Below are 19,126 nucleotides of genomic sequence, written 5' to 3'. Positions count from 1 at the left end.
TAAGGCCTTTCCAAGTGTTGAATATAGTGCAAAAATGCCGATTATAAGGAATAAATCTGTTGCGTTGAGTTTGCCGTTCAAGGGAGTGGTGGTAAGCAGGCCGTGATGGAAAGCACGGATGTCTGGGGCCGGAACTTCAATGCTCGCAAGGGATTGAACGGAATCGCCCGACAGACAAACTGATGCATGTAAATTGTGAAAACCAAGTGTTGCCTACTCCTGCGTCTTTCCCTCCTGCTTGAGGGTCTGAAGCAATTCAGTCCCGAACCATGTCTGAGAGAGCACATCGCGTTTTCCACGGTTTCAACTTTTCAGTGATGAAGTGTCTGGTTTTTCGATTTCGAAGAACAAGATCAGGCCCGCAAATCCGTCTCTTATTCGGACGGCTGTTGCGATCACCGGGAAGACAGACCATTAAAATATTTTTTCATTCAACTGAGATTGTATCGCCTGAACCCAGGCGACTACCGGGGAGTAAACAAAAGAATGTCGACCACTGATGTGTCTGGTGCTAATGGCAAGATCAGCGAACAACTGGATGCTGTTGTTATTCGTTTTTGTGGTGATAGTGGCGACGGAATGCAGCTGGCCGGCACGCAGTTCACGAATGTGTCCGCTGTATTTGGTAATGATGTGAAAACATTACCCGACTTCCCAGCAGAAATCCGCGCACCCGCCGGGACGCTGGGCGGCGTGAGTGGCTTCCAGATCTGTTTTTCCAGCAGCGATGTTTTCACACCCGGTGATGAAGTCGATACACTGGTTGCCATGAACCCGGCTGCCTTGAAAACCAATGTGGCAGACCTGAGACGTGGCGGTACGCTGATCGTCAATGAAGACGCCTTTGAAAAAAGCAACTTATCAAAAGCCGGCTACGACAGTAATCCGCTCGACGACGAAGAAGCACTCGCTGCCTACCAACTGCAAAAAGTACCGATGACCAGCCTGACACGGGATGCCGTTGCGGAACTGGGACTTTCGCCGCGTGAAGCCGAACGCTGCAAAAACTTCTTCGCGATGGGACTGGTTTACTGGCTCTATCAGCGCGATGCTACGCCGACAGAAGAATGGGTCAAATCCAAATTCGCCAAGAAACCCGAACTGGTGGAAGCGAACCTGAAAGCGTTACACGCCGGTTATAACTATGGCATCACCACTGAAGCGATTACCGTACATTACCGCGTTGATCCAGCGGAATTGCCTCCAGGAAAATATCGTAAAGTTACCGGAAACGAAGCTTTGGCCTTTGGTTTTGTCACCGCCGCCAAGCTGGCCGGCAAGCAACTGTTCTATGGCGGTTATCCAATTACCCCCGCCAGTGATATTCTGCACGAACTTTCCAAACTGAAAAATTTCAATGTCGTCACCTTTCAGGCGGAAGATGAAATCGCCGCGATCACCAGTGTCGTCGGTGCCTCTTACGCCGGCGATCTGGCGATTACTGCCAGCAGTGGTCCCGGCATCGCCTTAAAAGGCGAAGGCATAGGACTGGCAGCGATTATGGAATTGCCGCTGGTCGTGGTCGATGTACAACGCGGCGGACCCAGTACGGGGCTGCCCACCAAAACCGAACAATCAGACCTGTATATGTGCATGTTCGGCCGCAACGGTGACTGCCCGATGCCTCTTATTGCACCTGCAACACCAGCAGACTGCTTCGAGATGGCACAGGAAGCTCTGAGGATCGCAGTTGAATTCATGACTCCCGTGCTCTTGCTCAGTGATGGTTACATCGCCAACGGAGCCGAGCCCTGGAAAATTCCGGAAATTTCCAGCTTGAAGCCGATTCCGGTTTCTCATGAGAATAAGCAGGGTGATGAACCCTTTATGCCTTATCTGCGGAATGAAAAGAAGACCCGTCCCTGGGTCGTTCCCGGCACACCCGGTTGCGAACATCGTGTGGGCGGCCTGGAAAAATCGGATGTGACCGGAAATGTGAATTACTCACCCGAAAATCACCAGTTTATGACAACACTCCGGGCAGAGAAAATTGCCGGGATTGCAGACTTCATTCCCGAACAGACCGTCGAAGGTCCTGAATCAGGCGAACTGCTGGTAATCAGCTGGGGGGGAACATACGGGGCGGTTCACACAGCCGTGAAACAGTCGGTCAAGGAAGGCTTGTCGGTGGCGCATGCCCATATTCGCTATCTGAATCCGTTCCCGAAAAATCTGGGCGATCTGATCAAGCGATATAAGAAAGTCCTGATTCCCGAGTTGAACACCGGGCAATTACGGATGATCATTCGTGGTACTTATCTGGCTGATGCGGTTGGCTTGAATAAGGTCCAGGGAAAACCGTTCCTGATCAGTGAAGTCAAACAGAAAATCAGAGAGATGCTTGACGAGAAATAATTTTCCAGCTCCCTCTGTTTTCCAATTTAATAATCTACCATTTTAAGAAACAGCAATTGCGTTTAAGGATAGAAATAAATGAGCGTTGATATCCCACTGCCTGTCCTCTCGCCAAAAGATTTCGCCAGTGATCAGGAAATTCGCTGGTGCCCACGCTGTGGCGATTACTCCATTCTCGCCCAGATGAAAAAAGTGCTGCCGACTTTGGGGATTCCCAAAGAGAAGTTCGTGTTCGTTTCGGGAATTGGCTGCTCCAGCCGTTTCCCGTATTACATGGACACCTACGGCATGCACAGTATTCACGGTCGGGCTCCTGCGATTGCCACCGGCGTCAAACTGGCCAATCCGGATCTGCAGGTCTGGGTGATCACCGGTGATGGCGATTCGCTGTCGATTGGCGGGAATCACTTCATGCACGTACTGCGTCGTAACGTGGACCTGAAAGTGATCATGTTCAACAACCAGATTTATGGTTTGACCAAAGGTCAGTACTCACCTACCAGTCCAACCGGAACGAAAACGAAAAGTACGCCCTTCGGTTCGGTCGACCGGCCTTTGAATCCACTGTCGGTTGCCATCGGTGCCCGGGCCACATTTGCCGCCCGTTCGGTTGATGTCGACGTTAAGCATCTGTGTAGCGTGCTCGAACGTGCTGCCAAGCATAAAGGCTCCGCTTTCGTTGAAGTCTATCAGGACTGCAACGTGTTCAACTCCGGTGCATTTGAGTTTGCCTCCAAGAAAGGCAAGAAAGAAGAGAATTTGATCTACCTCGAACACGGCAAACCGTTGATCTTTGGTAAAGAGCGGGATAAAGGAATCCGGCTCAATAGCCATGATCAACCGGAAGTGGTCGAACTGGGTAAAGGGGTCTCAGAAGATGATCTGCTGTTCCATGATGAAAAGTCAGAAGATATGAATCTGGCGTTCCTCCTGGCAAGCATGCGGCATCCCGAAATGCCCGAGCCGATGGGCGTCTTCCGAGCCGTTGATCATCCAACCTACAACGAAGCCGTCTATCAGCAGGTGGACGCTGCCACCGAACGTAACGGCGAAGGGGATCTGGAAGCACTGTTCAGCACCGGTGATACCTGGACCGTATAAGCAGCGGGAGTGGATCACATATTAGCATCGCGTCTCCAGGGCTGTTTGGCCCGAGTAGATTAGATTGAGAGACGCTTTCGTAACAGTGACACAGCCTAAGATTCGAAAAAAGAAAGGCGTTACAGACTCAACTGTAACGCCTTTTTATTTTTTAATGGCTTCTGTTTTTTCAATCGAAACAGATTACTGCGAGGCTTCTTCGCCGAAGGAGAGCCGCATCTGGCGCGACTCCGCCGGGTCCAGTTCTTTGAACAGCAGGCTGGGTTGAATGCCTTTGTTGTTCTGGTACTTGTCACTATTGTATTCGACGATTTCTCCGATCGCCGTATTATAGATAATCTGGCAGATCGCGACGCCGGCGTAAACCCGAACCGGCTGCGCTACCGTGATTTCCAGAGTCCAGTAACCGCAAAAACCGATATCACCCACACCTGCCGTGGCGTGTACGGAAATTCCCAGACGCCCGATGGAAGAGCGTCCTTCCAGCAGGGGTACCAGATTGTGGGTTTCAGTCCGTTCGATGGTTCGACCCAGGTAGAGTTGACCGGGATAGAGCACCATGCCTTCTTCAGGGATGACATATTTGCCCAGTCGATTCGGGCGGGCCATATCCAGTACGATTTCCTCGTAGACCATCAACTCGTTATGCAGGCAGAGGTTATAGCTGTTAGGGTTCAGATATTTTTTATGATAGGGTTCAATGACAATATCTGTTCCCAGGCGTGATTCAATTTCTTTCCCGGTCAGGATCATTGGCTTCTCATTATTGTGAAGGATGGAAAAAGACTCTGCATACTGGAACCATAAACCGACGCGTACCGGCTTTCAACGGTTCGGGCAAACCTTTTCGGAAACAGAGCCAAGTACCAATACTCCACTGGTGAAAAGCGTTCACTCTGTCAGCGGCTTCAACCCGATCCGCGGGCAGATTTTCAGCAGACTACATTCCGTGCAGCGGGGTCTGCGGGCTACGCAGGTGGCGCGACCGTGCAGGATGACCCGATGGGAAAAGTCGATCCATTCTTTTTTCGGCAGGACCTCTATCAAATCGCGTTCGATGATCTCGGGGTTCTTACTGGCGGTGAGCCCGAAGATGTTGCAGATGCGTTTAACGTGCGTATCCACCACCACGCCGCTGGGAATTCCGAATGCGGTTCCCAGAACCACATTGGCTGTCTTGCGCCCTACCCCTGGTAATGCCACCAGTTCTTTGAGTGTGCGGGGAATCTCGCCCTGGTGTTCTTCCGTGACTGCTAGTGCCATCTTGCGGATGTTTGTAGCCTTGGCCCGAAAAAAACCGAGTGGATAGACAATCTTTTCGACATCTTCCTGCTTACTGATCGCCAGTTTTTCCGCGGTCGGATATTTTTTGAACAGGGTCGGCGTGGTTGCATTCACGCGTTCGTCGGTGCACTGTGCAGAGAGAATTGTCGCGACGAGCAGTTGAAACGGCGAATCATGGATCAATGCACATTCGGGTTCCGGAAACAGACGTGCCAGTCCCCTTGCGATTTTGCGGGCATGTTTCTTTTTGTCATCAAGTGAGTCGCTATAACCGGAACCTGCTTCGACTTGCGATTTTTTTTTAGCCATATTCTGCGTGACAATTCCCAAAATGGAGTGCTACTCTGGCTGACATAATTTGAACCAGACAGCTGAGTTTCATGAACGGACTCAGTATGGGGGACTCGGAATGGTTTTTCAATGTACGGAATTGGAATATAAATAATGCTAACAGACAACGCAGTGATTGAGCAGCAGCTAAAGACCATCTCCGGAATGGTTCCCGTCTTGAAGCTGGAAGAATGCATACTTCTGCCACATGCGGTCATTCCACTCCGCCTCACTGATCCCGCTGACTGTCAGTTGGTTGACGAAGCACTCGAGACCCATGGTATCATTGCCGTCGATCTTAAACAGACGTGTTCCGCTACGGGAACCGAACTTTCTACTGAATCCCAGATTCGCACTGTTTGCGTCGCTTCTGTACTGACACCGTATCAACTGCATTCGGGAGCCCGCTCGATTCTACTGCAGGGCCTGTGTCGCGCACAGATGGTCGTCTTGCAGAAATCAGAGTTGCCTTATCAGAAGGCGCTGCTTGATCTGAAAGCAGATTATTATGCGGATCAGCCTGTCATTCACCGCGAACATCGTCAATTGGAACTGCTCGAACACTTCTCTCGCATTTATATGGATAACGCTTCCAATCCGACGTATTACCATCAGTTGCACTGCGAAGTCAGCCTGGGAACACTTTGTGATACACTGGCCGGTACGATTAGACTGGAACCGGCATTAAGTCAGATGCTCCTGAACGAACGGGATGTCGATCTCCGCAGTGATCTTTTGTTGAGATTCCTTAAAAACAGGCACCGCGAACGGCAGCAGAACCCCGTTGCCTGTGGTCTTTCGACAGACTTCAGTTGTAACTGAGTCGCGCGGGCCATTCTTTCTTGAGGCTGCTTCTCTGGTCGCGTAAGATAAATGATCCATCTTACAGTCGTCACTGCTTCCACCCTGGATAGCTCTACCGGAGAACAGTTGAAATGAAAACCCGTTTGACCGCAGTATTATACCTGTTGCTTTTCGGAATGCTCTGCACCGGAGTTGTCAGAGCAGAGTCGAACGTGGCGGAAGACAGCCGTCCGAATATTCTGTTCTGTATCGCCGACGATGCCTCGTTTCCTCATATGGGCGCGTATGGCTGTTCCTGGGTCAAGACGCCCGGCTTTGATCGGGTGGCGCGGGAAGGATTGCTCTTCACCAACGCTTATACGCCGAATGCCAAGTGTGCGCCTTCACGGGCCTGCATTCTCACCGGTCGCAATTCGTGGCAGCTGAAAGAAGCCGGCAATCATATGGCGTTTTTCCCTCCGGAGTTTAAAACCTACGTCGAATCACTGGCAGACGCCGGTTATGCAGTGGGTAAGACTGCGAAAGGCTGGGCGCCGGGTGTCGCCGTCGATGCGAACGGCAAACGCCGCGATCTGGCAGGACCCGCGTATAATCAGAAACGCACAAAACCGCCGGCGAGCGGAATTTCACCCATCGACTACGCTGCCAACTTTGAACTGTTTCTCAAGCAAAGTGCTGCAGAGAAGCCGTGGTGTTTCTGGTATGGCGGATTCGAACCGCATCGAGGTTATGAGTACGGGGCAGGCATTAAGAAAGCCGGTAAGAAACTGACAGACATCGATCGTGTTCCCGCTTACTGGCCTGATAATGAAACCATTCGCACGGACATGCTCGACTATGCTTATGAGATTGAACACTTCGACCAGCATCTGGTGCGCATGCTGAATCTGTTGGAGCAACGCGGCGAATTGGATAATACGCTGGTGGTTGTGACCGCCGATAACGGAATGCCGTTTCCCCGGGTCAAAGGGCAGGAATATGAACGCTCCAACCATCTGCCGCTGGCCATCATGTGGAAGCAGGGGGTTCTCACCGGGAACCGGGTGATCGAAGATTATGTCAGTTTCATCGACTTTGCTCCGACGTTTCTGGAAGTCGCGGGTCTGACTGTGAAAGAAGCAGCCATGCAGCCGATTACCGGACGCAGTCTGACGGATATTTTCCATTCAGAAAAATCTGGCATAGTGAATCCAGAGCGGGACCATGTATTGATCGGTAAAGAACGCCATGATATCGGCAGGCCCCATGACCAGGGATATCCGATTCGGGGTATCGTTAAGCAGGGGATGCTCTATCTCAAAAATGACGAACCCGGACGCTGGCCCGCTGGTAATCCCGAAACCGGTTATTTGAACTGTGATGGCAGCCCGACCAAGTCGGTCATCCTGCAACTGCGTCGCGACGGGAAACAGGAAGAATTCTGGCAGTGGGCATTCGGCAGACGACCAGCAGAAGAACTTTATGCCATTAGTGAGGATCCGGAATGCATGCAGAACCTGGCAACTCTGCCCGCACATCAGAAGATTAAGAATTCTCTGAAACAGCAACTGCAGGACGAACTGGCGGCGCAGAAAGATCCGCGGGTTCTGGGAAACGGTGCGCTCTTCGAGAAATATCAGTACTCCGATCCCCGCACGCGCAGCTTTTATGAACGCTTTATGCAGGGAGAAAAGATTAAGGCAGGCTGGGTAAACGAAACGGACTTCGAGTCGCAGCCACTTGACTGACAGCGCTGATTATGGCTCGTCTTTGTCCGCCGACAGATAACCGGCGGAAGACTGGAAGTATTTCTGACGACGTCGATTTGAATCCTGAGAGGCCGCGGAGAGCCCCGCTTTCAGGTCTTCCAGATTCGCCTCGCAGTAACGACAGCCGGTTTCCGTTAAATGGAACTCGATAAATTCGTGATAATCGGGGGGCAGTGTTTCCAGCAGATAACCTCCCAACTGGCTGCGCGAAGGGCAGCTCAACCGATTTCGCCTCCAGATCTCGCCCACCGAATGCACGCCATCATTCCGCTGTCGTAATAAGGAAGCCAGGCGGACCCGCAGTGAGTCAGACTGGCGCAGTGCCTCTTCGATCTGAGACACGAGTGCTACCGAGAGATTTTCATCCAGGTAGGCCAGCAGTTCCTGGTCTGTAAACGGTTTTTCTGGCATGACTTGAGAGTCTCACTCCTGATGGGATCTGCACTGATTTGGCTGAGAGAACTTTTTCTATTATGAGTGAAGCACCACAGGCTTTAAAGACTATTCGTGTAAACAGTTGTGTATTTCAGAGAAAACGGAGACAGAACTGATCCCGGATGAAAGTTCGAGGAGAGATTTGTGAATTTAACGAAAAACAGGGTCAGGTAAGCTCTTTTTCCAGTTCGTCAAACGGGTTTCTCCTGCTGGAATGGTTGTCGCTGGCAGCTTTGCTCGTTAGCATACGCTTAATACATCGACGCGCTTAGGTTGCGCCTGGTGGCGCGTGAATGCTGTCGCCGCTCAAATCTATGGTTACCCGGTTTCAGCACCGCACTTCTTCTGTCATGTAAAGCCAGTTCATCAGTTTACAGGCTGAAGGAAGATAAGTCGGTTGAGAGCGGGGCAACTTTTTGTCTGTCTTGAAGAATTGAAGGAAACACAGTGGCTGCTCAAGCAAATGCCTTATCATTGGAAGAGTTGAAGGAAAAAGGGAAAGTCCTTCGTCGTCTGATTATCCGTATGACCACTGAAGCGGGCAGCGGACACCCCAGCAGCAGTCTGTCTGCTGTGGAAGTTGTCAACGCACTCTGGTTTGGTGGTTTCATGAAATACGATCCCGCAAATCCGACCTGGGAAGCCCGCGATCGTTTCATTCTGAGTAAAGGTCACGCCGTTCCCGTGCTGTACGCAGCGATGGCAGAAGCAGGTTACTTCTCCGAAGACGATGTGATGACCCTCCGCAAACTGGGCAGCCCCTTTGAAGGTCACCCCAACATGAAACGTCTGCCCGGAATTGAAGCCTCAACAGGCTCACTGGGACAGGGGCTTTCTCTGGGAATCGGGCAGGCCCTCGGCGCGCGTTTAAACGACAATGGTTCCAACGTCTTCGTCGTCATTGGTGACGGGGAGATGGGAGAAGGTCAGGTCTGGGAAGCATTAGCTGCTGCCGAAAAGTTCAAGTTGGGTAACCTGACTGCGATTATCGATCAGAACGGATTTCAGCAGACCGGTGCGACGCACGATGTACTCGATCTGGGTTCCTTCCAAGAAAAAATTGCAGCGTTCGGCTGGTATACACAAACGATTGAAGGCAACGATCAGGCAGCGGTTGTCGAAGCTCTGGAAAATGCAGCCAAGGTCACAGATCGTCCCAAGGCGATTATTTCAAAGACGAAAAAAGGTTATGGAATTCTCCCCGTCCTGGAAGAGACCGGCGATGTGAACTATCACGGAAAGCCGCTTTCACCGGAACTGGCTGAAAAAGCTCTGGCGTTTCTTGCTTAGAACCTCTGCCAGCAGGTGTCCCTGAATGGAAACGGTTCCAGGCAGTCGAACACCGCTGGAGGATCGAATCAAATAACATCTAAAGTAAACATATACTAAAAGAGACAGATTATTATGTATTTAGGCGAACTGAGTGGATTGAAAATCGGACAAGCCACCCGCGATGCGTTTGGTGATGCATTGAAAGAGTTGGGTGATAAATTTCCGGGAATCGTGACGGTGGACGGTGACGTCGGGAACTCAACCCGCACAGAAGTCTTTGCCAACGCCTATCCGGAACGGTCCTTTAATGTCGGGATTGCAGAAAGCAATATGGTCAGTGTAGCCGGCGGTCTGGCTTCAACAGGACATATCCCGGTGGTCGCCAGCTTTGCCGCATTCCTGCTATGTAATGCCTACGACCAGATCAGAATGTCTATTTCCTTCCCTAACATGAACGTCAAACTGGTGGGAACCCACGCCGGTATTTCCATTGGTGAAGATGGCCCTTCACAGATGGGGATCGAAGATATTTCCCTGGCCTGTAGCCTGCCGGGCATGGTGGTGATGGTCACTGCCGATGCCGTTTCTACCAAAGCAGCAACTGCTGCGATGCTGGAATACGATGGACCTGTTTACCTGCGTCTGGGACGCCCCAAAGTATCTGAGATTTATAAGGAAGGTGATACCTTCGAAATCGGTAAAGCCAATACGGTTCGTGAGGGTGACGATGTCACCATTATCGCGAACGGCCTGATGGTCGCCGGTGCGATTGATGCTGCTACCAAACTGGCTGAAGAAGGTGTCAGTGTACGTGTTATCGACATGCATACTGTTAAGCCACTGGATGTGGAAGCCGTTCAGAAAGCAGCTCATGAAACCGGCGCGATTGTCGTAGCAGAAGAGCATCTTGCACACGGCGGACTCGGTTCTGCCGTCGCCATGGCGGTTTCACAGACGAATCCGGTTCCCATGGCGTATGTCAACGTGGGCGACTGTTTTGCAGAAAGTGGAGATCCCCAGGGGCTGCTGGACAAATACGGTCTGACTGCTGCTGCGATTATTGAAGCTGTTAAAAAAGTAAAATAAGGAATCAGCAAGCCCTCTTGGGATTTCGCAAGAGGGCTTTTTCTATTCCTGTTTCAGAATATCTGATTCTAAGTCCCGTTCACATATTGTGAGAGAACTTTGTGACTGAGTTTCGCGCGTTTCATAATACCGACCCACCGCAGCTGCTGAAATTATGGCATACTGCAGGACTGGGTAGAGGGGCCGCGGAATGTCTCAGCAACGATGCCTTCGAAGTTCTGATTTTCTCGCAACCCTACTTCGATCCCGATGGTCTGATCATTGCAGAAGAGGATGGCGAAAGGGTCGGGTTTATTCTTGCCGGTTTTGCCGCCAATGAAGCAGGGTCTGCGCTGGACTATACCCAAGGCGTGATCTGTGCTGTCATTGTTCACCCTGATTACCGCCGCCGGGGAATCGGTCGCGAACTGGTTCGACGGGCAGAGGAATATCTCAAATCCAAAGGTGCCACGGAAATTACAGCGGGACCTTCCGGACTGCGTTCCCCTTATCTGGTAGGCCTGTATGGGGGAACCCGACCCTCTGGTTTTCTGCTGTCAGATCCACTGGCGGCTCCCTTTTTTGAGTCAATTGGCTATGAAGCGATTGGCTCAACACGCATTTATCAACGCGATCTATTGGGGCAAAAACCCCCGATTAAATTTCATCTGGTAAATATCCGCCGCAAAATGCAGTTGAACATTTCCGATGATTTCCAGGCACCCAACTGGTGGTGGCTCACCCGGATGGGACGACTCGAAACGCTGCATTTTGAACTCGCAACCAAAACAGGTGAGCCGGCAGTCGCCTCTGCCACCATCGTCGGGCTGGACCTCTATATCCCCAAATGGGAAGAACGCGTAATCGGACTGACCGATGTTTACGTAAAAGAAGACGAACGAGGCAAAGGGTACGGTCAGTCATTATTGCTGGAAATCGCCCGCCGACTGCAGGATGAACTGATCACCAAACTCGAACTGCATGTCGATGAATCCAATACGGTTGCCTGGAATGTCGCAGAGGCGGTTGGCTACTATCAGGTTGATACTGGTATTGTATATCAACTGATTTCACGTTAGCGTGTAATAAGATAGTGATGTCGACTTTTCAGGACGACATTCTGGGAATGCACCAGCGATTTTTAAACTTGCAAGGGTAACCGTACATGGCGGCACTGTATATCACCGAAGATGACGTTCGTTCCCTGATGGACATGGAGAAATCCATCCTGATTACTCACAAGGTATTCAAGGAACTGGCAGCGGGCCGCGCAAAAAATGAGCCCCGGCAACGAGTCAAAGCTCCCGGGATCATGCTGCATACCATGTCTGCCTCCAGTGAATATCTGGGTTATGTTGGCTGGAAAGCCTACACGACCACCAGAGAGGCTGCCCAGTTCCACGTTGCCATCTATGATCAGGAAACTGGTGAAATGAAGGCTTTGATCGAAGGGGATTTTCTCGGTCAGCTTCGCACCGGCGCTGCCAGTGGAGTGGCAACCGAATATATGGCGCGACCCGATTCCAAAGTGGTCGGTCTGTTCGGCACAGGCCTTCAGGCACGCACTCAGTTACAGGCGGTCTGTTTGACCAGAAAAATCGAATTCGTTTCAGTCTACTCGCGGAACTTTGAGAACTGCAGCCGCTTCGCCGAAGAAATGACCGAGCTATGCGATGTTGAAGTCACCGCCTCACACTCTCCCGATGAGACGGCTGCGGAAAAAGATATTGTCATCTGCGCCACCAGCAGTAAAAACCCCCTGTTTGACGGGCGTGTACTTGATGAAGGTACGCATCTCAATGTGATCGGGTCCAATCACCGCACGCGACGGGAAATCGACCGCACCACCATTAAACGGGCGGATGTGATCGTTTGTGATGACATTGAACAATGCAAAATTGAAGCAGGCGATTTTCTGCAGCCCGTCGACGAAGGCATTACCGACTGGCGGTTAATGCATAACCTGTGTGAGATTGTCGCAGAACGTGAAACCGGCCGGGCCACCGATGATCAGGTCACCCTGTTTAAATCAGTGGGGCTGGCAGTCGAAGATGTTGCCATGGGCGTGAAAGTTTTTGAGCTGGCACTTGAGGAAGGACTGGGAATTGACCTGCCATTTTAATCACATGATTACTGCTGGCAGGTCAAAGTATCAGGAGTTCTGCTTTTCCTGTTGCTTGACCGACTGATAGATCTGCTCCATTTCCTGCAGCGATGCTTCCTGGATGGAACCACCATGACGCTCCAGTTCCTGTTCAATTTTCTGCACACGCTGCTGGAACTTGCTGTTGCTTTTACGGAGTGCTTCCTCGGGATTGATCTTCCAGCGGCGGGCGATATTCGCAACCACAAACAGGATGTCTCCCAGTTCCCCTTCCACCCGTTCCCGCAGTTCCGGATCAGAGAGTTCCGTATCAGCAACAATGTCTGCCTCAACCGTTGCCCGTGTGTGAGGAATCTGACCATCGGGGAAAATTTCGTCCGCCAGTTCCTGAATCTCTTCCCGCAGTTTATCAAACAGCATATCACGATGCGGGAAATCGTATCCCACCTTGGCTGCTTTCTCTGCCACACGGGAAGCGCGGGCCAATGCCGGTAGCGCGACAGGCAGCCCGTCAAAGATCGAACGCCGCTGCTTTTCCTGCTCCTTGATCTGGTCCCAGTTGCGACGCACCTCCTCGGGGGTCTCCGCAGCGACGTTGCCGAATACATGCGGATGGCGTTCAATCATTTTCTGAGTGAGTCGATCAACGACATGCGTCAAATCAAATCGACCTTCATCGGCGGCGATCTGTGCATCGAGTACAATCTGCAGCAGAAGATCTCCCAGTTCTTCAATGATATGCTCATCATTGCCCGAATCGATGGCTTCCAGCAGTTCGTAGGTCTCTTCCAGTGTATAAGGCTTGATTGTTTCCAGAGTCTGCTCCCGATCCCACGGGCAGCCTTCCGGTGAACGCAGACGGGCGATTACATCACAAAGCTTTTCAAAAGCAGGGGTTAAGATGTTATAATCAGGGGGAGTTCCCGGCAGCGGTGATTTCGCGCCGGTCGTTTCAGGAGGCTGTGATTGCTGATCAGATTCTGTCATATCTTCGACCGGTTGATTCACCTGTGAGTGGTTATCGTGTAGGATTAAGGTATCGTAGCGAATTCACTTCGTTCTGAAAATTCACAAAGAAAATGAGAGGCCGAAATCATGAGTTTTCTCAAGAAAAGTTTTATGACAGCGTGTGTACTGTTGCTGGCAGCTGTGACGGTATCTGCGGCTCAACAGGCTGAGGAGAAGGAGGCAGACGCAACCGCACAGGCGAAACTGGAACAAAAGCTGGAACAGCAGATGAGTGGGGCAACGCTCGTGGGGCATTTTAGCGTCGATGGAAAACAGAACGGCAAACCACCCCGCGAAGAACGCTATGAAATCGCTTCCATGAAAAAAATGCAAGGGGATCAGTGGCTGATTACTGCCCGCATCAAATACGGCGAGAATGATGTCAACGTCCCGATGCCTCTGAATGTCTTCTGGGCAGGGGATACTCCCGTCATTTCTCTGACCAACATGACCATCCCCGGACTGGGTACGTTCACTTCTCGTGTGATGTTCTTCGAAGGTCGTTACGCCGGTACCTGGCAGCATGGTAAAGTAGGCGGAAACCTCTGGGGCCGAATTGAATACGCCGACCAGAAATCAGAATCGCAGGAAGAGAAATAGTAACTGTGTTGTATCAAAGAACTGAGGAAACTGCATCCATGTCAAAATTCGTATTGTTTTTTTTCTTCGTGTCAGGAACCTGCTTCTTGAATCCGGAATGCCTGTCAGCAGCAGAAAAAGTCGCTGAAACGAAACAGAAACCGGCAAAGCCGGGGCTCATCCAGGTCAAAAGCAGTCTGGATCAGAGTCTGCAACCCTCTCTGCTCTGGGCTCCCGCTGCGGCGAAGACGACTCCGACTCCCCTGTTTGTCTTTCTGCATTCCTGGAGTGGCAATTATAAGCAGAATAATGCGAAGTGGTTGAAAGAAGCCAAACAGCGCGGCTGGATTTATCTGCACCCTGATTTTCGGGGCGTCAACCAGCAGCCCGAAGCCTGTGGTTCTCAACTGGCACGACAGGATATTCTGGATGCCATTGATTATGTCATCCAGCACTACAACGTAGACCAGTCACGTATTTACCTGGCTGGTTCTTCGGGAGGCGGGCACATGACGATGTTAATGGCCGGTCATCATCCAGATCGTTTCTCTGCTGCTTCCGCCTGGGTCGGTATCAGCGATCTGGCTGAGTGGTATCGCTTTCATCTGAAAGACGGTGTACCCCAGAATTATGCCCGCATGATCTTAAAATCTTTGACGGACAAACCCGGTTCCTCTGAAGCCATTGATGTGCAATACCGCGATCGCTCCCCTTTATACTGGATCGGAAATGCGACGGAATTACCCCTCGATCTCAATGCCGGCGTGACGGATGGTAAAACCGGTTCGGTCCCCTTCGCGCATACGATTAATGCCTTTAATGTTCTGGCGAAAAAGAACCAGACGACTCCTGTGTCTGAGGCCGAGATTGAACAGTTGTGGGAGCTGGGAACACTGAAAAACCCTCAGCCCACTGATCAGGTGACCGATGAAACCTACGGACGGGATATCCATCTCAGGCGAAAATCGGGCAATGCACGCGTGACGATTTTCCAGGGAGGCCATGAAGGCTTGCCGGAACCCGCCTGTGAGTGGTTGTCAAAACAGTCACGCGATACTTCTGGTTTCAGTAAGAACGCTGCAGAACCGCGATAAAGCGAATGGTATCTGGCTTTCTGGTGAAGCGGTGTTAGCCGGGTAGAATGAGTAAAGGCTGTGGGCTGCGTGTATTATAAGGATTCTTTCACAGCGGCAATTGAATCAAAGGCTCACAGCCTGATTCGGTCGATTGAGTATTCAAACAGGGTACTTCAATCGCATACAATGGAGCCTGCCTCAAAAACTTTTGATGTGCGTGCGAATATTTCAACCTGAGAGCCAGTAACTTTGGACCGTCAACAGCAACGAATTGCAGAAGATCTTTCCAGTCTGATTGCAGGTGATGTGCGATGCGATCCCGTTGCGTTGTCAATTTATGCCAGTGATGCCAGCCTGTACCAGGTGCCTCCACTGTGTATTGCCGCTCCCCGTGATCGTAATGACCTGATCTCAATTGCCCGCTACGCTTCTGAAATGAATGTCCCCATGATTCCGCGCGGGGCAGGGACCGGTCTGGTTGGTGATGCCATCGGCAGCGGAATTGTCATTGACTGCGCACGCTACATGAATGCTTTTGAGTTGATCAGCGATAATCTGGTCCACGTTCAACCGGGGGTGGTGCACGCACAACTCAATCGTTACCTGAAAACACAAGGCCTCTATTTTCCTCCCGATCCCTCCAATACCGAAGTGACGACGCTGGGCAGTATGCTGGCGATCGACGCTGCCGGATCTCGTGCGATTCGTGTTGGATCAACCCGGGACTATGTCAATCGACTGGAATTGATTCTGGCAGATGGAACCTGTTTCGAAGCCGGAAATGAAAGCCTGTCGATTCTGAACCAGCCTTCTCCCATGGGGTCCGGGACCTCACTCCTGAGCGAACCGACTCCTGAAGCACGGGGAGAACACGCCAAGCGTACGATTTTGAGCAGACTCTCCAAGCTGTTGACTGATCACGCCGCATTGATTCAGGAAAAACAGCGGTCCGGGATCCCCAACTGCAGTGGCTATTTTCTCAAAGGAATTAAAGGTCGACAAAATCTGAATCTGGCGCGGATGCTGGTGGGATCGGAAGGCACACTGGCTCTGTTCTCCTCGGCCCTGGTACATGTCTCCCCGTTGCCCGCGCATCGGGGCGTGGCGCTCCTGCTGTTCGGAGATCTGGCCTCCGCCATCAAAGCCGTACAGACGATTATTCCCGAACAGCCATCGGCCTGTGATCTACTGGATCGGCGGCTGCTGTCGCTGGCACGCGACGCGGATCCTCGCTTCGCTTCCCTGATCTCCCCGGCAGCCGAAGCAGCATTGCTGGTCGAGCAGGTGGGCTTCAGTGATACCCAGGTGCAACAGCGACTGCATAATGTGATCCTCGCTGTCAAAAATATCAATTCCCGTGTGGTCGTCGCCATGGAGTCGCATCAGCCGGACGAGGTGGACTTTCTCTGGTCATTGCCACAGAAAGTGGTTCCCTCTCTCAGTCGCCTGTCAGGTGAATCTCGGCCTCAACCGTTCGTCGAAGATATCGCTGTCCCCCCCGAATGTCTGTATGAATTTTCGCAAAAGGCCCAGAAGGTCTTTCAGAAACATCAGGTCACAGCGACCTTATATGCCCATGCCGCCTCCGGGCAGATCCACTTGCGTCCCTTTTTACCAGAGTTGACTGATCGGAATGCACCTATCCTGGAAACCATCGCCCGCGAACTCTACCAGACGGTATTTGCTCTGAATGGCACGATCAGCGGTGAGCATGGCGACGGATTGGCACGGACTGCGTTTATTCGTTCTCAGTACGGCGATCTGTATCGCGTGTTTCGTGAGGTCAAAGATATTTTTGATCCGCACAATCTACTCAATCCGGGCAAGATTATCAGCGATGATCCGCATGTCACTATTCGAAATTTAAGACCGATTCCGGAAAAGTTTCCCGAACTGGTCGATCTTCAGCTTGCCTGGTCACCACAGGAACTGCAGGACGAGGCGTCACGCTGTAACGGTTGTGGTTCCTGCCGCCGACAGGATGCCGGCTCGCGGATGTGTCCGATCTTTCGGATTGCCCCTGAAGAAGAGGCCTCGCCCCGCGCCAAAGCGAATCTCTTCCGCGGACTGCTTTCCGGTGCACTGCATCCGAATGAACTCTCCTCGGCAGAAACCAAACATCTGGCAGATACCTGTTTCAACTGCAAGCAATGCCAGCTGGATTGTCCTTCATCCGTTAATATTCCTCAGATGGCAATTGAGGCTAAAGCCGCTTATGTCTCTGCAAATGGGTTGGATCATACCGACTGGATCTTGTCGCGGGCACATTCGTTCGGCGCATTCGGCAGTACACTTTCGATGGCCGCGAACTGGGCGATCAATAATACGACTGCGCGTTGGCTCATGGAAAAAATGATGGGTATTCATCGCGATCGCAAGCTCCCTTTCTTTTCGCGGCGGTCATTCTTGAGATCAGTCCCCAAGAAATATTTGAAACGGCCGCGTCCAGGCAGTGATCCGAATCTGGTCATCTTTTTTGTCGACTATTATGCCAACTATCATGATCCCGAACTGGCACATGCGATGCTGGCAGTCTTACAGCACAATCAGATTCCCGTGTATGTCCCTCCCCAGCAGCTGGCATCGGGAATGGCGATGGTTTCCGCCGGCGATTTGATCGCGGCTCGCAGCTTTGCGCAAGAGAACATCAAGATTCTCGCGGAATTTGCCAAAGAAGGGCATCAGATTATCTGCACAGAACCCGCAGCAGCAATCTGCCTGAAGCAGGAGTATCCCATGCTGGTACCCGGGGAAGACAGCCAGATTATTTCCGAACAGGTCAGTGAAGCGGGCGCGTTCCTCTGGCAACGATATACAGAACAACGTTTAAAGACCGATTTTGGGAGACTGGATCTGGAGTTGGACTATCATACACCCTGTCATATCAAGGCATTATCTTCCCGTTCGGCTTTAAATGCGCTTCTCGCTTTGATTCCTGAGCTGCGGGTGAATACAATTGAAAAAGGTTGTTCGGGCATGGCCGGTACCTATGGTCTGGCCCGCGACACCTTTGAAACCTCTAAACAGATCGGTCGGGAGCTGATCGATCACATGAAAACAACAAACGTTCATGCGGGTGTGACTGAATGCAGCAGTTGCAAAATGCAGATGGAGCAGGAAAGCCGGATTCCCACCATCCACCCTCTCAAATTACTGGCACTCTCTTATGGACTGATGCCTGAACTGGGACGGGCATTGCAGCCGCAAAAGAAAAAACTGGTAGTGTCATGACAGTCCAGCAGATTCAGGTCAGGTTATTTGCCCGGGCTCGCGAACTGGCAAACAGCGATTTGATTTCGGTCCAGGTAGGGGAAGGCACAACGGTAGCCCGTCTGCGACAGGCGATCGCCGAACAGGTTCCCCAGTTACAACCATTGAGTGGACAGCTCTTAATCGCCGTCGACAACGCCTACGCCGGGGAAGACCAGTTGCTGATGGCTTCACAGGAAGTGGCCTGCTTTCCTCCGGTCAGTGGTGGCTGAATTGAATCTTACAACCAGGTATTTTGGTTTCCAATCATGAAAACAGACTCCATTTCCATTACAGATCAACCAATCGATTACGCCGCCATTACCGAGCAGGTGCGTTCCAGGGAATGTGGCGCCGTGGTCCTGTTTATGGGGACTGTTCGTGAAATGACTGCAGGCAAACAGACCGTGGCATTGGACTACGAAGCCTATCCGGAGATGGCCGATCAGATGATGCAGCAGTTAATCGACGAAGCACGCGACCAGTGGGACGTCCACGGGATCGCCATTGAGCATCGGGTCGGGCATCTGACGCTGGGAGAAATCAGTGTCGCCATCGCCGTCAGTTCCGCGCATCGAACAGAAGCCTTTGCAGCAGGACGTTTTCTGATTGATCGTCTCAAGGAGATTGTGCCCATCTGGAAAAAAGAGAACTGGTCCGATGGCACAACCGAATGGGAGCATCCGGAAATCAAAGCAAAATAAAGCAGTCTCTGT

The 19,126-nt window shown here is 51.7% G+C and carries 17 protein-coding genes; 13 read left to right on the top strand and 4 right to left on the bottom strand.

The window, feature by feature from the left end:
- The first annotated feature begins 486 nt into the window (after nt 1-486).
- Nucleotides 487-2,355 carry a 2-oxoacid:acceptor oxidoreductase subunit alpha gene (locus ACN0YH_RS14240; protein WP_417380237.1) on the top strand — a complete coding sequence of 623 codons (1,869 nt, stop codon included), beginning with the start codon at nt 487-489 and terminating at the stop codon, nt 2,353-2,355.
- A 78-nt stretch (nt 2,356-2,433) separates the two neighbouring features.
- Nucleotides 2,434-3,456 carry a 2-oxoacid:ferredoxin oxidoreductase subunit beta gene (locus ACN0YH_RS14235; protein WP_417380236.1) on the top strand — a complete coding sequence of 341 codons (1,023 nt, stop codon included), beginning with the start codon at nt 2,434-2,436 and terminating at the stop codon, nt 3,454-3,456.
- 183 nt (nt 3,457-3,639) lie between these two features.
- On the opposite strand, the gene dcd is transcribed toward ACN0YH_RS14235, so the two are convergent.
- Both dcd and nth read right to left on the bottom strand, forming a co-directional pair.
- Nucleotides 3,640-4,209 (bottom strand): dCTP deaminase, encoded by a 570-nt coding sequence (gene dcd, locus ACN0YH_RS14230; protein WP_417380235.1) that lies wholly within the window; start codon nt 4,207-4,209, stop codon nt 3,640-3,642.
- A 138-nt stretch (nt 4,210-4,347) separates the two neighbouring features.
- Entirely contained in the window at nt 4,348-5,049 is a 702-nt protein-coding gene (gene nth / locus ACN0YH_RS14225) for an endonuclease III (RefSeq protein WP_417380234.1), read from the bottom strand.
- A 135-nt stretch (nt 5,050-5,184) separates the two neighbouring features.
- Here nth and ACN0YH_RS14220 point away from each other — a divergent pair, with 135 nt between their 5' ends.
- On the top strand, nt 5,185-5,892 hold the full coding sequence (locus tag ACN0YH_RS14220) for an LON peptidase substrate-binding domain-containing protein (protein WP_417380233.1): 708 nt from the start codon (nt 5,185-5,187) through the stop codon (nt 5,890-5,892).
- A gap of 113 nt (nt 5,893-6,005) precedes the next feature.
- Complete coding sequence (locus ACN0YH_RS14215) at nt 6,006-7,601, top strand: sulfatase (RefSeq protein WP_417380232.1); 1,596 nt, start codon at nt 6,006-6,008, stop codon at nt 7,599-7,601.
- A 9-nt stretch (nt 7,602-7,610) separates the two neighbouring features.
- On the opposite strand, the gene ACN0YH_RS14210 is transcribed toward ACN0YH_RS14215, so the two are convergent.
- The gene (locus ACN0YH_RS14210) at nt 7,611-8,033 is read right to left on the bottom strand and encodes a hypothetical protein (protein WP_417380231.1); all 423 of its coding nucleotides are present in this window, start codon (nt 8,031-8,033) and stop codon (nt 7,611-7,613) included.
- A gap of 471 nt (nt 8,034-8,504) precedes the next feature.
- Between ACN0YH_RS14210 and ACN0YH_RS14205 the strand changes: the two genes are divergently transcribed.
- The 4 genes from ACN0YH_RS14205 to ACN0YH_RS14190 all read left to right on the top strand — a co-directional run bounded on the left by ACN0YH_RS14205 (nt 8,505) and on the right by ACN0YH_RS14190 (nt 12,516).
- On the top strand, nt 8,505-9,347 hold the full coding sequence (locus ACN0YH_RS14205; protein WP_417380230.1) for a transketolase: 843 nt from the start codon (nt 8,505-8,507) through the stop codon (nt 9,345-9,347).
- Between the two features lie 114 nt (nt 9,348-9,461).
- A complete protein-coding gene (locus tag ACN0YH_RS14200) occupies nt 9,462-10,415 on the top strand; it encodes a transketolase family protein (protein ID WP_417380229.1) in 954 nt (317 codons plus the stop codon).
- A gap of 101 nt (nt 10,416-10,516) precedes the next feature.
- Nucleotides 10,517-11,473, top strand: coding sequence for a GNAT family N-acetyltransferase (locus tag ACN0YH_RS14195; protein WP_417380228.1), 957 nt, complete (start codon nt 10,517-10,519; stop codon nt 11,471-11,473).
- A gap of 86 nt (nt 11,474-11,559) precedes the next feature.
- Complete coding sequence (locus ACN0YH_RS14190) at nt 11,560-12,516, top strand: ornithine cyclodeaminase family protein (RefSeq protein ID WP_417380227.1); 957 nt, start codon at nt 11,560-11,562, stop codon at nt 12,514-12,516.
- 30 nt (nt 12,517-12,546) lie between these two features.
- Here the strand turns inward: ACN0YH_RS14190 and mazG are convergent, their stop codons facing one another.
- Complete coding sequence (gene mazG / locus ACN0YH_RS14185) at nt 12,547-13,485, bottom strand: nucleoside triphosphate pyrophosphohydrolase (protein ID WP_417380226.1); 939 nt, start codon at nt 13,483-13,485, stop codon at nt 12,547-12,549.
- A gap of 132 nt (nt 13,486-13,617) precedes the next feature.
- Here mazG and ACN0YH_RS14180 point away from each other — a divergent pair, with 132 nt between their 5' ends.
- The 5 genes from ACN0YH_RS14180 to ACN0YH_RS14160 all read left to right on the top strand — a co-directional run bounded on the left by ACN0YH_RS14180 (nt 13,618) and on the right by ACN0YH_RS14160 (nt 19,114).
- Complete coding sequence (locus ACN0YH_RS14180) at nt 13,618-14,106, top strand: hypothetical protein (RefSeq protein ID WP_417380225.1); 489 nt, start codon at nt 13,618-13,620, stop codon at nt 14,104-14,106.
- A 38-nt stretch (nt 14,107-14,144) separates the two neighbouring features.
- Complete coding sequence (locus ACN0YH_RS14175) at nt 14,145-15,179, top strand: alpha/beta hydrolase family protein (RefSeq protein WP_417380224.1); 1,035 nt, start codon at nt 14,145-14,147, stop codon at nt 15,177-15,179.
- A 231-nt stretch (nt 15,180-15,410) separates the two neighbouring features.
- A complete protein-coding gene (locus tag ACN0YH_RS14170) occupies nt 15,411-18,392 on the top strand; it encodes an anaerobic glycerol-3-phosphate dehydrogenase subunit C (RefSeq protein ID WP_417380223.1) in 2,982 nt (993 codons plus the stop codon).
- Nucleotides 18,389-18,643: a MoaD/ThiS family protein gene (locus ACN0YH_RS14165; RefSeq protein WP_417380222.1), complete on the top strand. Its 255-nt coding sequence runs from the start codon at nt 18,389-18,391 to the stop codon at nt 18,641-18,643. Before ACN0YH_RS14170 ends, ACN0YH_RS14165 begins: the two co-directional genes overlap by 4 nt.
- Nucleotides 18,644-18,679: 36 nt before the next feature.
- Entirely contained in the window at nt 18,680-19,114 is a 435-nt protein-coding gene (locus ACN0YH_RS14160) for a molybdenum cofactor biosynthesis protein MoaE (RefSeq protein WP_417380221.1), read from the top strand.
- The last annotated feature ends 12 nt before the right edge of the window (nt 19,115-19,126 follow it).

Source organism: Gimesia sp., from assembly GCF_048262075.1.
GTDB lineage: Bacteria > Planctomycetota > Planctomycetia > Planctomycetales > Planctomycetaceae > Gimesia.
This window is presented reverse-complemented; position numbering and strand designations above follow the sequence as displayed.